14 protein-coding genes and 1 other annotated feature are annotated in these 15830 nt (G+C 39.1%); of the genes, 3 read left to right on the top strand and 11 right to left on the bottom strand.

Annotated features, from left to right (window positions below; translation table 11 throughout):
* Positions 1–9: 9 nt before the first annotated feature.
* The 6 genes from trpA to ACYQ73_RS11090 are packed head-to-tail and all read right to left on the bottom strand — an operon-like array spanning position 10 to position 5785.
* Positions 10–801 carry a tryptophan synthase subunit alpha gene (trpA, locus tag ACYQ73_RS11065; RefSeq protein ID WP_460012547.1) on the bottom strand — a complete coding sequence of 264 codons (792 nt, stop codon included), beginning with the start codon at positions 799–801 and terminating at the stop codon, positions 10–12.
* Entirely contained in the window at positions 801–2009 is a 1209-nt protein-coding gene (gene trpB, locus ACYQ73_RS11070) for a tryptophan synthase subunit beta (RefSeq protein WP_460012548.1), read from the bottom strand. Before trpB ends, trpA begins: the two co-directional genes overlap by 1 nt.
* The gene (locus ACYQ73_RS11075; protein WP_460012549.1) at positions 2009–2623 is read right to left on the bottom strand and encodes a phosphoribosylanthranilate isomerase; all 615 of its coding nucleotides are present in this window, start codon (positions 2621–2623) and stop codon (positions 2009–2011) included. The genes trpB and ACYQ73_RS11075 overlap by 1 nt, the downstream gene beginning before the upstream one ends.
* Positions 2620–3411: an indole-3-glycerol phosphate synthase TrpC gene (trpC, locus tag ACYQ73_RS11080; protein WP_460012550.1), complete on the bottom strand. Its 792-nt coding sequence runs from the start codon at positions 3409–3411 to the stop codon at positions 2620–2622. The genes ACYQ73_RS11075 and trpC overlap by 4 nt, the downstream gene beginning before the upstream one ends.
* Positions 3408–4439, bottom strand: coding sequence for an anthranilate phosphoribosyltransferase (gene trpD, locus ACYQ73_RS11085; RefSeq protein ID WP_460012551.1), 1032 nt, complete (start codon positions 4437–4439; stop codon positions 3408–3410). Before trpD ends, trpC begins: the two co-directional genes overlap by 4 nt.
* The gene (locus ACYQ73_RS11090; protein ID WP_460012552.1) at positions 4439–5785 is read right to left on the bottom strand and encodes a chorismate-binding protein; all 1347 of its coding nucleotides are present in this window, start codon (positions 5783–5785) and stop codon (positions 4439–4441) included. Before ACYQ73_RS11090 ends, trpD begins: the two co-directional genes overlap by 1 nt.
* Before the next feature lie 248 nt (positions 5786–6033).
* On the opposite strand from ACYQ73_RS11090, the gene ACYQ73_RS11095 reads away from it, so the two are divergent.
* Together ACYQ73_RS11095 and ACYQ73_RS11100 are read left to right on the top strand one after the other, a co-directional pair.
* The gene (locus ACYQ73_RS11095) at positions 6034–6297 is read left to right on the top strand and encodes a hypothetical protein (protein ID WP_460012553.1); all 264 of its coding nucleotides are present in this window, start codon (positions 6034–6036) and stop codon (positions 6295–6297) included.
* 148 nt (positions 6298–6445) lie between these two features.
* Positions 6446–6710: a binding site (T-box leader), on the bottom strand.
* Positions 6711–7030: 320 nt separating this feature from the next.
* Positions 7031–8719, top strand: coding sequence for a methyl-accepting chemotaxis protein (locus tag ACYQ73_RS11100; protein ID WP_460012554.1), 1689 nt, complete (start codon positions 7031–7033; stop codon positions 8717–8719).
* A gap of 200 nt (positions 8720–8919) precedes the next feature.
* On the opposite strand, the gene secDF is transcribed toward ACYQ73_RS11100, so the two are convergent.
* Both secDF and ACYQ73_RS11110 read right to left on the bottom strand, forming a co-directional pair.
* Positions 8920–11187 (bottom strand): protein translocase subunit SecDF, encoded by a 2268-nt coding sequence (secDF, locus tag ACYQ73_RS11105; protein WP_460012555.1) that lies wholly within the window; start codon positions 11185–11187, stop codon positions 8920–8922.
* 349 nt (positions 11188–11536) lie between these two features.
* The gene (locus ACYQ73_RS11110; RefSeq protein ID WP_142509004.1) at positions 11537–11845 is read right to left on the bottom strand and encodes a post-transcriptional regulator; all 309 of its coding nucleotides are present in this window, start codon (positions 11843–11845) and stop codon (positions 11537–11539) included.
* A gap of 93 nt (positions 11846–11938) precedes the next feature.
* Here ACYQ73_RS11110 and ACYQ73_RS11115 point away from each other — a divergent pair, with 93 nt between their 5' ends.
* Positions 11939–13456, top strand: a complete 1518-nt coding sequence (locus tag ACYQ73_RS11115) for a putative polysaccharide biosynthesis protein (RefSeq protein ID WP_460012556.1) — start codon at positions 11939–11941, stop codon at positions 13454–13456.
* On the opposite strand, the gene ACYQ73_RS11120 is transcribed toward ACYQ73_RS11115, so the two are convergent.
* The 3 genes from ACYQ73_RS11120 to tgt all read right to left on the bottom strand — a co-directional run bounded on the left by ACYQ73_RS11120 (position 13453) and on the right by tgt (position 15816).
* On the bottom strand, positions 13453–14088 hold the full coding sequence (locus tag ACYQ73_RS11120) for a DUF421 domain-containing protein (RefSeq protein ID WP_460012557.1): 636 nt from the start codon (positions 14086–14088) through the stop codon (positions 13453–13455). The genes ACYQ73_RS11115 and ACYQ73_RS11120 overlap by 4 nt on opposite strands.
* A gap of 151 nt (positions 14089–14239) precedes the next feature.
* A complete protein-coding gene (yajC, locus tag ACYQ73_RS11125; protein WP_248716676.1) occupies positions 14240–14500 on the bottom strand; it encodes a preprotein translocase subunit YajC in 261 nt (86 codons plus the stop codon).
* Between the two features lie 170 nt (positions 14501–14670).
* The gene (gene tgt, locus ACYQ73_RS11130) at positions 14671–15816 is read right to left on the bottom strand and encodes a tRNA guanosine(34) transglycosylase Tgt (RefSeq protein WP_460012558.1); all 1146 of its coding nucleotides are present in this window, start codon (positions 15814–15816) and stop codon (positions 14671–14673) included.
* Positions 15817–15830 lie beyond the last annotated feature (14 nt).

Consider the following 15830-nt stretch of genomic DNA (forward strand, 5'->3'; position numbering starts at 1 on the left):
CCTACTCCATTAAAGAGTAGACTTCTGAAACACATCTTTTGAAGCAGACACTAATGCCTCAACCTTCTCTAAATCACCTTCATGCAATGCTGTTACGATCGCACTGCCAACGATTACACCATCACTAAGTGCTCCCATACTTACCACTTGCTCGGGCGTTGAAATTCCAAAGCCAGCTAGTACCGGTATTTGGCTTGCTTCACGTAAGCTAGCAAAATGATCATTTAAATCATTAGCAAAGCTTGTGCGGGCCCCTGTGATTCCATTGACTGTCACAGCATAAACGAAGCCTTGACTAGCAGCCGCGATACGTGCAATTCGCTCGGGCGGACTTGTTAACGATACAAGCTGAACGATGTCGACACCATGAGGATTTAATGTGTCACGTAAGACGGCACTTTCTTCAAGTGGTACATCAGGAACGATTAATCCTTTAACGCCCCCCGCCACACAAGCCTTTGCAAAAGCCTCTAACCCAAAAGCTAACACCGGATTAAAATAAGTCATAACAACTAACGGAACTTGAATTTCTTCTTTAAATGAAGCTAATGCTTCTAGCACTTTACGTAATGTCACACCTTCTGCTAAAGCCCGTTCACCTGCTTGTTCTATCGTCGGCCCATCTGCTACAGGATCCGTGAATGGTATACCAACTTCAATGGCCGTTACACCCTTTTGCTGTAGCTTTAGGATCGTTGGCTTCAAAGTTTTCAGACCTCCATCGCCAGCCATAATATATGGTATAAATGCTTTATTCCCAGCGATTTTCGTTTCTTCAATTGCCTGCTGTAGTGTTGTCATTACATATCCCCTCCTAATGCTTTACGAACAGTATGAACATCTTTATCTCCTCGGCCGGATAAGCACACAACAATGATGTCATCTGTAGACATTGTCTTCGCAAGTTTTGCTGTATAGGCAATGGCATGAGAGCTTTCTAGTGCAGGTAGTATACCTTCTGTTCTACACAGTAACTGCAAGCCCTCAAGTGCTTCACTATCTGTAATCGAATCAAATTTAACTCGCCCAATATCATGTAAATAACAATGCTCTGGGCCTTTCCCTGGATAATCTAGACCAGCTGAAATAGAATGTGCTTCTTGCACGAAGCCATTTTCATCTTGTAATAAATACATGTAGGCACCGTGTAAAACGCCTAGCTGTCCACCAGCAATTGCTGCTGCATGCTTTCCTGTCTCAATGCCACTGCCTGCAGCCTCTACTCCGTAAAGCGCTACAGTTTCATCGTCGACAAAAGGATGGAACATACCGATTGCATTACTACCTCCACCTATACAAGCAACGACTGCATCTGGTAAACGTCCTTCCTTAGCTAAAATCTGCTCTCTAGTTTCAACACCAATTACACGTTGGAAATCCCTTACGATTTTCGGGAATGGATGTGGTCCTAAAGCTGAGCCTAAAATGTAATGAGTATCCTCAACATTTGTCACCCAGTAGCGCAGTGCTGCATTGACAGCATCCTTTAATGTTTTTGAACCGGTTTCTACTGACTCTACTTTGGTACCAAGTAACTCCATGCGAAAGACATTCAACTGTTGGCGTTTTATGTCTTCAGCACCCATAAATACAACACATTCAAGATTCAATAATGCGCATGCAGTTGCCGTTGCCACTCCATGCTGTCCTGCACCTGTTTCAGCCACAATTTTCTTTTTGCCCATTCGTTTTGCAAGAAGTGCTTGACCAATCGCATTATTAATCTTATGGGCTCCAGTATGATTTAAATCTTCACGCTTTAAATAAACCTTCGCGCCTCCTAGCTCTTTTGTTAAATTTTCTGCGTAATACAACGGCGTCTCACGACCAACATAGTGTTGTAAATAATAGGTCTGTTCCTCAGTAAATGTTTGATCATTCATTGCCTCATCATAGGCCATTTCTAATTCCAACAAGGCTGTCATTAATGTTTCCGGAACAAATTGACCACCAAATTTTCCGTAACGCCCTTCCTTTGTCGGTACACTGTTTGCAATTGAATTTGCCATTATACTCTCTCCTTCTGTACTGCCTGTATAAATGCGTTTATTTTGGCTAAGTCTTTTACACCGTCTGTCTCTACACCACTCGATACATCTACCATAAATGGCGACACAAGTGAAACTGCTTCTTCAATATTTTCAGCTTGCAATCCACCTGCTAAAATTAACTTTTCTCGTGGAATCCCTACCATCTCTAGGAGGGTCCAATCAAACGTGTGACCACTGCCTCCTTTAAAATCTGTCCCTGGTGCATCAAATAAGTAATAGTCTGTATCATATTTGGCAGCAACTTGAACATCTTCAACACCTTTTACGGACAAAGCTTTAATGGCTGGATAGCCTTGCTGACGAATAAACTCCGGAGATTCTTCCCCGTGGTATTGCACATAATCTAATGGCACGTTTTCTACCGCTGTGCGTAATTCCGCTGCGCTTGGATTAACAAAAACACCAATTTTCAAAACGCTCTTTGGCACATGCTTGGCTAATTGCTGTGCCTGTTCAACCGTCACCCGTCGTTTACTTGGCGCAAAGACAAAACCAATTGCATCCGCTCCTGCCTCTACCGCTGCCTGCACATGCTGTTGTTCCTTCAGTCCACAAATTTTTACCTTCGTCATACAGATGCCTCCATCTTATTTACCTGTAAACTTTTTAGCGCAGTACCTGTATCACCACAGCGCATTAATGACTCACCTACAAGAACGCCACTAGCTCCCATGGCTGCCACTACTTTAGCGTCTTCTTGCGTCCAAATCCCACTTTCACTTATTAATACTTTCTCTTCTTCGAACGGAAAAACTTTTGCAACTTCACGTGTACGGTCTAAGCTCACCTCAAAGGTACGTAAGTCGCGGTTATTGACGCCAATCAATTTGGCACCCACTGCAATAGCACGTTCAAGTTCCTCTAAATCATGTACCTCTACTAACACCTCTAGATTTAAGCCTGTTGCATAGCTATATAGATCACGTAATGCCTCATCTGTTAACGCGGCTACTATTAGCAAAATAATAGATGCACCTGATGCCTTTGCAAATCGAATTTGCACACGATCGATCATAAAGTCCTTACAAAGAAGTGGCGTTTGTACAGCATTTGCAACTGCGACTAAATCATCAAAGGAGCCTTTAAAAAACTTTTTATCTGTTAAAACAGAGATAGCTGCTGCACCTGCATCTGCGTAACTTTTTGCTTGCGCCACTGGATCTGCCCCTTTTGCGATTAGCCCCTTTGAAGGGGAAGCACGCTTCATTTCAGAAATAACCTGTAATGTTTCAGCTTTTCTCAATCGTTCAAATAATGACGGTCGCAGCTTTTCAGTAAAATTAGCTAACGGATCAGGCTGTTCAAGTAAAGCAACAACTTCTAGCTTTTTTTGTTCGAGAATTTTATTTAAGATACTCATTGTTGGACCTCCACTCTTTTAATATGCTCACTATAAGCAACGACTGCCTCTAATTTTTGAAGGGCACGCCCACTAAAAATACTATCCTTCGCCATTTCTACACCTTCTTTAACAGTTTCAGCAATTCCATAACTGAACAACCCAATACCAGCATTCAATAAAACTGTGTCAAAGTAAGCACTTTGTTCACCAGCTAATAATTTACGCATAATAGCGGCATTTTCATCTGCATTGCCTCCACGAATAGCCTCTATTGGTGCATAGCTAAGACCCGCATCCTCTGGCGTTAAAGAAAAAGGAATCAAGTCTCCTTTATCTATTAAGACAAAAGTATTTTGACCAGCTAATGACGCCTCGTCTAAACCTAATGGCCCAGAAACGACCATTGCACGTTCGCGCCCGAGCATTTGCAATACGGAAGCATACTCCATGACAAAATTCGGACGGTTAATGCCAGTAAATTGCGTCGATAAAAGAACTGGATTCGTAAGTGGACCGACAAGATTAAATATAGTTGGCTTGCCTAGTGCCCGACGTATCTCGCCGATTCGCTTTAATTTTGGATGTACATTTGGGGCATATAGAAAGGCTATTCCTTCTTTCTCTAACAGCTCAACAGTTTGCTCAATGGAAATATTCGTATGAATACCGAGTGCTTCCAAAACATCAGAGCTTCCTGATGCCGAAGAAATTTTGCGATTGCCGTGCTTCGCCATTTTGACACCTGCCCCTGCTAATACAAAGGCACAAGCTGTACTTATATTAAATGTATTAAGACCATCACCACCGGTACCGCAATTATCCATATAGATCCCTGCTTTTGCTGGTACGTCTAGTGCAAACGAACGCATAATGGTAGCTAGTGCCGCTACTTCATGTGCTGTTTCACCTTTGACAGATAATGCCGTTAAAAAGCTTGCGATTTCTTCCTTCGGTGTGTCATCTTGGAACATCCATGTTGCTACCTGTAGCATCTCTTCATACATTAAATGATCTCGTTGTTGTACTTTTTGACGAATACCTTCCATTAATGTGAACCTCCTTCTTTTTCAAGTAGCTGTAAAAATTCCTGTTCGTCCTCTTCTATTTGTTTTAAACTTTTATCGACATTTGTGTATTTGGTCACCGTTACAGTCGTTTGCATATGCATCGTTTCATTTTCTATGACAATGGATTTCCCTGTTAAAGCAAAATCAAGATGACCGTTAAAACCAATAAATCCAAGAGCTCCTCCAAATATCCCAGCCGTTTGATTAGATTTTTCTAAATAGTCCTTTGCCTGATCCTTTGGAATATTTGTTGATGCAAAAGGTGGTAATGTTGCAGCTAATACATCAAGTGCATGAAGCATCGGTAATATTTGCCCCTCGACTCTCGATGTCATGTGTAATGCATGCTTTGAACGCTCAATTCTCATTGCCTCAATGATTTGAATGGAATCACGGAAGCACACAGACTGTAACTCTTGTCGCACGGCAGAAACAAGTACGGCATGTGACTTCCTAATATTTGTGTTTTCATAGAGCTCCCGTTCATGTTCTAAATCTTGACCTTTTGTGGAACCTCTAGGATATGTCCCCTCTGTTGGTGTCGCAATCACACGCTCACCTTTTACACGAACTAGGCTTTCAGGAGATGTTCCTAAAACAACATGATCCTCAAACTCTACATAATACATATACGGAGCAGGATGTTTTTTACGCAATTGACGATATAAAGCGAAAGCATCCCCTTGTAAATTTGCTAAAAAGCACTTTGATAAAACGACTTTTGTAATATCTTCATCTAAAGTAGCTTTGATAGATGTAAGAGAATCTGCAAATTGTTCATTCGTAGACGATTCAAAAGGTTCATAGCTACAAGTTGTATCCTCATCCTCCCTACCGTTTAAAAGCTGCTCCGCCAACTCTTCTAAATTTGGTTCTTTTTTTTCTGCATCAATATTCGTATGAATCAAAGTAACCTCATCTGTTACATGATCAAACACAATGACCGTCTCATACACATGGAAATGTACATCTGGTAGCTGCACTTTATCCTGAGCAGATAATAATATCGTTGTAGCGTCTTGACCAACATAACCAACAGCTCCACCTGAAAACGGGAATTGTGTCGTATTGGATATACGTGGCATTAATCTTTTCAATAAAACAAACATGTCGCCCTTATGTGTATATGTGTTTCCGGTTCTATATGAATATTCCTGAATCTCACCTCCAAAGCCTTTATACGTTTTTCTTGGATTAGCGCCGATAAAAGAAAAACGTCCTGCTCCCTCATGCTGTGCTGAACTCTCAAGTAAAAATTTATGATTTCCTTGTAGGCGTCTAAAAATTAAAATCGGTGTTAAAGAATCAGCATTTATAGTTTTCATTTTTGTTCTTGAACTCGTTGATAGCATAATGACCAAGCTCCTTTTTTAAATTTCTCCAGTAAGACTCTTATAAAGGTTTAGTTGCGAATCATCAAAGCGTAGGGTTGATTTCCGTTCCAGCTGGGCGCTTTGTAGCTGCCGCTTTGCTTTCGCTACAGAAAACATTTGTTGTTGCTGTCGCTACGCTTTCGCACAGAGCAAAGCTTCCTGGGGGCGTCCGATGAGCCGCTTGGGCCAACAGATGTTTTTTGCGCGAAAGCGTAGTGCTAACGCAGCGTCAGCAGCACGATATTGGTCACGAAGGCGTTATCACAGGACGTGATGGTTTTAGCCTCCGTTCCTCTATTGCTAATCCCCAAGGAGTCGCCCAGCTTCAACTCCAATCAACTTCTATGCATGGCGTAGGTTTTAACAAAATGTCACCCCTAATTTGCAATGATGGACAAAAATTTATTAGAAATCATTTGTATGGAATATTACCAAAGCATGGTGTTGATTTCTGTTCCGACTAGGTGCTTTCCTGGGACGTAGCGGCAGATGTTATTTGCACGAAAGCGAAGCGTCAGTGGCAATTGCTTTCTATGCATAAGCGAAGCATTCATCCCCTTGCAAATTAAAAACAACAAAAAAAGCCCTCTGCAAAAAGGATTTTTCCTAATTGCAGAGGACGATCATGACCGCGTTGCCACCTCATATTAGAGCATATTTGCTCTCCCTTATGTGCCCTCGTCAGTAAAATATGACTAAGTCAAAGCACCCCCTATAACGTGGGGAATCCGTTCTCTATTATCCATTTCGCCTTGGCGTAATGAAGATAATTAGCGACTCTCATAAGTCCATTCACATAAGCTACAAATCAGTTCACACCATCCACTGACTCTCTAAATTGCATACTTATGCTACTACTCTTATTCAACAATTTCTCAGCTATTCTCATCTAAACTCAGCTCATCTGTTCTAAGGCTGATCTCGCTCCCGAAACCAACTACCTTGTACCGAACAAAAAAGTTAGCCTTATTTTATGCCAAACTTTGAAAATTGTCAATCAATTCAGAGAAAAAGGAAAATGTTGAAAGGACTTTTGAAATTATATAATAGGAAAAATCACCTTCTATACGCACCAATAAAAGGGAATTAAACTACCTGCTTTTGAGAATTTATCAAGTATTGACCTTGTAAAAATCTCAAGTTATAGTAAATTCAGATCATTTATTCTCTAATACATTAAAGAAAGTAGGAACGAATATGTCCGTTCGAAAAAAACTAAATATAGGCTTTATTTCACTCACTTGTTTACTTTTAATATCAAGTATTATTGCATTTTTTCAATTTAAGTCGGTTGAGGGAGACATAGTAGAGGTACTTGATCACAGAATCGTGCAAATTCAATTAACAGAGGAAATACAGCAGCAGCTTGCCTCACAGGGGCTTTTTTTACGTTCCTATATTCTAAATAGTAAAGATGAGACGACAAAATCAAATTTAGAACGTTATGAAAAACTATTACCAGAAACGATTCAAGAGCTTTCAGGCATTGTTCGTTCCGATTACACAAAAAATATTATGAAGCAAGTAACCGAATTACAGCATGATTTACTAACAAGTTCTGACAAAGCAGTGCAAGCATTTAATAGTGGAAATACAGATTTAGCTTTATCGTACATAAATGGAGAAGTTACAAAAAGCAACAAAGAAATTTACACACTGACAAATGATTTATTAAATTATCATGATGAACAGCTTGGAAAGGTAAAAAGCAGTGTTGTCCAAACAGTTGCACAAGCTATTATTATTTCCATTGCCTTACTTGTTTTAAGTGCAATTGTTGGTTTATATTTTATGTATTTTGTAAAACGCTCCATCATTCAACCGCTTCTTAAAGTGATTAATGCAGCAGATACGTTAGCACACGGTGACTTAACGATTGCTCAGCTTGAACATAACTCAAAAGATGAGATTGGTACACTTGCCAGAGCAGTGAATGCCTTAAAACAGAATTTATCTGTACTACTTAAAAATGTTCAGGACAATGCTACACAATTATCTGCCGCTTCTGAAGAGCTTTCCGCTAGCACTGTGGAAGTGACAACAACTTCAAGCGACATCTCACATCGAGTACAAGACACGTCAAACCATCTAACTTTATCTGCTAGTGCCTCTCAACAAAGTGCTCTAGCTATGGATGAAACAGCTGCTGGTGTACAACGAATTGCTGAGGCTACTCAAAATTTGCATCACAATGCTATAAATATGACACAGCTTGCTAATACCGGGGGGAAAACTATTACGACTGCCAAGGAGCAGATGGATACAATTTCTGAGTCAACTACACGAATTGCCGATTTAACGCAAAAGCTAAGTAAGCAATCTGAAGAAATCGGTCAAATTACAAAAGTAATTACGGCTATTACTGAACAGACAAATTTACTGGCGCTCAATGCTGCCATCGAAGCAGCACGAGCTGGTGAGCACGGCAAAGGCTTCGCAGTTGTAGCAGATGAAGTACGAAAGCTCGCTGAAAAATCCAAGCAATCTGCTGGCCAAATTGTTGCCCTTACAAATGAAATTCAAACGGATACAAGAAATGTTGCCGCTGCTGTGCATGAAGGATTAGCATCTGTCCAGGATGGTGTAGCAAAAATTCATGAGGCCGGTGATGCATTTGATTCTATTACAGAGTCTGTGCTAACATTTACTGACCAAATTGAAGATATTTCAGCCACTTCGGAACAAATCTCAGCGAGTGCTGAAGAAGTAGCTGCCTCTGTAACAGAAATTGCAAATGCTGCGAGTATTTCAGCGAGCAATTCACAAATCATTGCTGAAGCAGTAGAAGAGCAAGCTGCAACAATGCAGCAGGTGAATGAGGTAGCTGAGGAATTAAGCAATAACGCTCAGCAACTCCAAGCATTACTACTGCAATTTAAACTTTAACTTCTTTCAGCAATTATTTTCTGTAGCGAAAGCAAAGCGTCAGCTACAGAAGTCTCCCACCTCTATAGGTGGTGAGATGAATGCCGAGGCATAATTGATTAAATAAAAAGAATCTGCTGCTTTCAAAAGAAAGCAAGCAGATTCTTTTTGTTGAAAAAAAAACAGGGAAAGAAATGTTTCCTTCCCTGCTTTATTTGATGTTAAACAGTAGGCTCATCAGTTCCCCATTGTTTTTTCTCTTTTTTGTGTATTTGACCATCTGATTTTTTCATTTCACGAACTTTAAGTGAATACCAGATTTGTGCAGCAATACAAATTGAAGAATACATACCTGTGATTAAACCAACTAATAACGCGATTGAGAAGTTTTGAATCGATGGAGCACCTAAAATAAGAAGTGCCACTGTCACGATAATAACCGTTAACACTGTGTTAACAGATCGACCCATTGTTTGACGTAGTGATTTGTTAACGATATCCGCTAACACTTCACGGTCTTTAATCGTATCATATCGATCTAAGTTTTCACGCATACGGTCAAACGTCACGATCGTATCGTTAATAGAATAACCGACAATTGTCAGTACAGCTGCAATAAACGTAATATCAACTTCTAAGCGCATAAAACTAAATACAGCAACAATTAAGAATACATCATGTATTAACGAGACAATTGCTCCAACACCCATGCGCCATTCGAAACGAACCGCAACATAGATAATGATACCGATAGCCGCAAAAGATAGAGCTTTGATTGCGTTTTTCACAAGCTCTTTACCAACAGTGTCAGATACTGTACTTACTGTTGGCTTATGCCCATACTTTTCAGTAGCATCTTTTTGTATTTTTAAAATATCCGCTTGAGATAGATCCTGTTTATAGCGAATTACAGCATTGTTACTTTTCTCCCCAGAAAGAACGATGTCTTCCGATGAGAGGTCGATACTATCTAAATATTTGGATACTTCTTCTTTATTCAACGTTTGATCTGCTTCAATTTGAACACGGGTACCACTTGAGAAATCAACACCAAGGTTTAGTCGGAATATACCAAGAACCACTAAACCAGCTACTAAAATAGCTAATGAGAATGTATAGAATTTCTTACGATTGTGTACAAAGTCAAAACGATCGAATTTCGTTGATAAATCTAATGTTCCGATATTTTCATCTAAGCTATGCTGTTTAGATTTTGCAATACCAAACCACGCTGGATTGTTGAAATAGCCACTATTTACAAGTAATCCTTGTAGTACACGAGATCCCCAAACAGCTGTTAGGAAGCTTAGTAAAATACTTATAATTAATGTTGTGGCAAACCCTTTAACAGAGCTTGTACCCCATTGGAATAATACAGCAGCTGCTAATAATGTAGTTAGCTGTGCATCGACAATTGCTGATAAAGACTCCTTCGAGCCAATTTGGAATGCTTGTTTAACCGAATAACCTACTCGTAGCTCTTCTCGAATACGCTCTGCTGCTAAAATATTCGCATCAACGGCCATCCCTATACCAAGCACGATAGCTGCGATCCCTGGAAGTGTTAACACCGCATTAATCCAATCGAATACAACGAGTACTAGGAAAGTGAAAATAGCAAGTGTAATGATGGAAATAAAGCCAGGCAAACGGTAGTAGAATAGCATAAATAAGAAAATTATTACTACACCCACAACGCCTGCGAAAACCGTACTGTTCAATGCATCCTCACCGAACTGCGCACCTACTGAAGTAGAATAAGTTTCATTAAGCTTTACAGGAAGTGCCCCAGCATTTAAAATACCTGATAAATTTTTCGTTTCTTCAACTGAGAAATTACCACTAATCATTACATCCGTTGTATCTAATTTTTGGTTAACTGTTGCTGCAGATGCATAGCGAGGCTTCGCTTTTTGAGATTCAGCTTTATATGAATCAACACCTTCTTCAAAGTCTAACCATACAACGAGTAAGTTTTGACCTGCTGGTTTAGCGGCAATTTTACTTGTTATATCAGCAAATTTTTTCGCATCCTTTAGTGTTAGTGAAACAATTGGACGATTTTGTTGGTCAAAGGAATCTTTAGCTCCACCTGGCTTTAAGTCGTCACCATCTAATAGTAAATTGTCATCAACATCACGGAATGTTAAATTCGCAGACGTAGACAATAATTTACGTGCTGATTCTTGATCTTCAACACCTGCTAATTGCACACGAATACGATTTTCACCTTCAATTTCAATGCTTGGCTCACTTACACCAATTTCATTAATACGTTTATCGAGTGCCTTTGCAGTTGCAGAAACAACTTCCGGTGTAATTTTCTGTCCTTCTTTTAATTCTGTCACCTCATAAAGAACCTCAAACCCGCCCTGTAAGTCAAGACCTAGCTTAATGTCCTTTAAGACGCCGCCTACAGTCGTACCGATGGTTGCTGTAAAAATAACCATTAGTAGTACGAATGCAACTATACGACTTTTTAGTTTCATTTATAAATCCTCCTCGAATTGGTGTAAGGCAATTCCTTACACTACAAACAAGTATAATAGCAAGTCCTTTTGAAACGCTTATTCCTCCTTTTCCTTTAGAATAATGTTGCCTGTGCTTCAAAAGGTTGCTCTACTTATTTCAATCGTTCATAACGCGCAAATTTATCCCTGTATTTGAAATAGGTGTATTCCTCCAAATTTAGAAAAGAATTATAAGGAGGTTTTTGAATAAATATACTTATACAAATAAAAAAAAGCGCAACACACTCATTATGAAACACGTTGCGCTTGGTGTCAATTCAACACTTTTAGTATTCTTTTATTATTTGACAAATTTCACACATTCTTCTTAAGTTTTTACCGGACCAAGTAGCATTTTTAACTCTTCCGTATTCAATTCTGTAAACCAATCATTACTTTGTAAAAATTCCACTTGATTAAATGATACGATATCGGATGGTGATACTGAAAAAATAGTGGAGATAATTTCATGTAAACGTAATTGTTCAATATTTTTTTTGCGCCATTTTTTTTCTATACAAAAGCGCCATAGTTCTTCTGCTGTAATCGCATCGTATTGATAATGTTTAAACTCTTCCATCTTACTATCAATTGCAGGACGAATTTTTTCAAATAGTTGCTCATACTGCATACTCATTTTGAATCATCTCCAATCAAAGTTGTATCGTAAGACATGTCTGCATACAAATAGTGTAAATGAATTTTTGTGGCTTGAGAAGGGACGGATGGCATGAGTTCTTTTGTAAGGGGTACACTATTTTTAATGTTCGTGATTTTTTTATCTAAACTCTTTGGCTTCTTTTATAGAATGCAATTTATGCGTATTGCTGGTGAAGAGGCAGTCGGCATTTATATGACCGTCTATCCGGCATTCATTTTCTTCATCTCACTCATTCAACTTGGACTACCTATAGCTGTGGCAAAAATTGTAGCAGAGTTACTAGCAAAAAACAAACGCGAAGGCATCTATGGTGTTATGCGTACGGCTATACTTTGGTCATTTATTGGAATGATCATCTTCATGCCGATTGTTGCACTTACAATACCATATATATCGACTACTCTTTTACATAATGAACAAACAACATTCACGCTTTGGATTGCACTCTTTGCTGTACCAGTGTCAGTTGGGTCTGGCTTATTGCGCGCTTATTTACAGGGTATTGCGAAAATCACTCCAACAGCTTGGGCTCAAATGATTGAACAAATTATCCGCATTGGCTTCATCACATTTACACTACCTTTAGTGGCTGCCTATGATAATGCTGCCGTTACAGCAGCCTCTGCTATGGGTATTACGCTTCTAGCTGAAGTCGTTGCTTTCTTGTATTTGTGGATGCATTATATTGTCTCAAAGAAAAAATTATTGACACGAAAAAACAAAATCGAGGCTTATCCTGCCTCTCCGATGTTACGGATTGCCCTTCCTTCTGCAGGAAGCAAGCTGTTTGGATCTTTTACTTGGTTTTTAGAGCCGATCATTTTTTTAAAGGCTTTAACAATGGCTGGACTGACAGCCTCCGCAGCAACGATTTTATATGGGGTTATTTCGGGTGTATTAGTCCCTCTATTATTATTCCCGGCATTTGTGTCTGCAGCACTTTCCATCGTTCTTATACCGGCCGTAAGTGATGCTGTTGCACGTCAGCATATACCACTCCTACAGGAACGTATTTCTGTCTCATTGCGACTATCTTCCTTGGTGGGCTGTGTTGCTGCTACGTACTTTTTCGTTCATGGAGACGACTTAGCTATGAAGCTCTTTCACTTAGAAGAAAATCGTGGGTATGTGAAAATATTGGCCCCTATTTTTTATTTTTATTATATACAAAGTCCATTGCATTCTATATTACAAGCAATCGGCGAGGCTCGTGCAGCAATGATGAACTCCATTTATGGTGGTCTTGGTAAGCTCTTTGTCATGTTCATACTTGCTTCTCAGCCTGGGATACAGGAAAAAGGTGCTGTTGTAGCAATTGGCTTTGGCGTTTTATTAACTTCATTCTTGCATATCGCAACAGTAAGACAGCGCAAAAATTTGCGTGCTGGATTTAGAATGTTTGTAGTTCCATATAGCTGCTTTATTGCTGTTTGTGTTACTCAGTATTTCTTGATGCAAATAATGCCACTGCCTTTTATTTTAAATAGCTGTGTAACCTTGTTTTTACTATTTACTTTCTTACTATTTACCAATCAGTTGCGCATAACTGATTTGCGCTACCTTCGTAAGCTGGCCAAGAAAGTTTAAGATTCTTTCAGCTGGATATGAAGCCGATCTTCTTCCCAAACACAAAAAAATACAGTGTTACTATCCGTAATATTATTTTTAGCAAGCTCTGCCATTAACCAATCAGTATCTTTATGCAAGACCTTTAAATGCCTATCCTGAATATCACCGTCGATAATCAGTGGGTAAACAAATGCCTTTTCATCTTTTTGGTATACGGACAGATTGCCAGAGGGCTCAAGATAGGCATAAGCAATATCTGTAACGGAAGCATTTCCGTTTTCGCGTAATTGTTGACATAAATCATCTAAATTATAGCGTTGCTTGCGCATTTCACTTTCTAAAATGACACCATCTCTTATAAGCAATACTGGATCACCATCAACTAGGTCTCGGAATTTTTTATTTTTGAGTGAAATATATGCAGTTATTATTTGAATGAAAAACAATATGATGATTGGTAAAATCACATTAAATAAAGGACTTTCGAAATCATCAAGTGCAAATGCTGCAACCTCAGCCATTAAAATGGATACGACTAAATCTATTACAGATAATTCGCCAACCTCACGTTTACCCATTAAACGAAAAATTATTAGGATAAACACATATAAAAAGCATGTTCTAAAAATAATCGTTAAATATTCTTCCATACAGTCACCCCCATACAATAAGGTGACCGTGTACGTTACTTTTTATACAAAAAAAAGCCTTGTCAAAAATGGATTCTGGCATTTTGACAAAGCTATTTATATGGTGTAAGGCGTTGTCCACTAATGTTGGACAACGCCTTTAAAATCAATTTTAGTTATTAACAATACGTCCGATTGCCTGACGATCAAATTTTACGCGCACATTGTCCGCGATTTTTAATGTTATAGTTGTGTCCTCAATTGAGTCAATCTCACCATGTAAGCCACCGATTGTAATAACTTTATCTCCACGTTGCAAATTACTCTGCATATTTTGTGTTTCCTGCTGTCTCTTTTTAGCAGGGCGGATTAAAATAAACCACATTGCAACGAACATGATTAAAATCATGATTAAGCCAGAATATTGTTCCATCATTATTTGCCCCCTTTCCAATTCTTATTTAGTATAGACTATTCCACCATAAAAAAGCGACGGACAAGCCCAAAATTTTTCTATATTACTAATATTTTTTCTAAGATAGACAATTATTTGCTAGAAATATTCATAAATCACACGAATTTACATGATTTTTTTACTAAATTTTAGAAGTTCTTTGCATTTGGTCCATTAAAGCCGTATTTCTCGAAAAATTCTTCTCGGAAATCGCCAAGTCGGTCTTCGCGTATTGCCTCACGTACTTGTTCCATTAGCTTCAATAAGAAGTGTAAGTTATGGTAAGTCGTTAAACGGATACCAAACGTTTCTTCTGTACGGATAAGATGACGAATATAGGCGCGTGAATAGTTTTTACAAGTATAGCAATCACAGTTCGGATCAATTGGGCCGAAATCACGTGCATATTTTGCATTTTTAACAACTAAACGGCCTTCAGATGTCATTAGTGTGCCATTACGAGCAATACGTGTCGGTAATACACAGTCAAACATATCAATGCCTCGAATAGCACCATCGATTAATGAGTCAGGTGACCCTACACCCATTAAATAACGTGGTTTATTAGTTGGCATTAATGGTGTTGTAAACTCTAACACTCGGTTCATAATATCCTTAGGCTCACCAACAGATAGCCCACCAATTGCATAACCTGGGAAATCTAGCTCTACTAACGCTTCTGCAGAACGACGGCGTAAATCTTCGAACTCTCCCCCTTGAATGATACCGAAAAGACCTTGGTCTTCTGGACGTTTATGTGCCTCTTTACAACGTTTAGCCCAACGAGTCGTACGGTCTACTGATTGCAGCATATAGTCATATGTCGCAGGATAAGGTGGACATTCATCAAAAGCCATCATAATATCCGAGCCTAAATCATTTTGGATTTCCATCGCCTTTTCTGGACTTAAAAACAATTTGTCCCCATTCAGATGATTGCGGAAATGAACCCCTTCTTCTTCGATTTTACGGAATTGACTAAGTGAGAACACTTGGAAACCACCTGAATCTGTTAAAATCGGGCGATCCCAGTTCATAAATTTATGCAAGCCACCCGCTTCCTTAACAATATCATTACCTGGTCGTAGCCATAAATGATACGTATTTGACAGAATAATACCTGCATTCATGTCCTTTAATTCCTCAGGTGACATTGTTTTAACAGTTGCTTGTGTACCAACAGGCATAAAAGCTGGCGTTTCAAAAGAGCCATGCGGTGTATGCACGATGCCAAGGCGTGCTCCTGTTTGCTTACAAGTATGAAGTAGCTCATAACGAATTGCTGGTTGTGTCATATTATAAAAATTCC

The organism is Lysinibacillus sp. CTST325 (assembly GCF_054665055.1).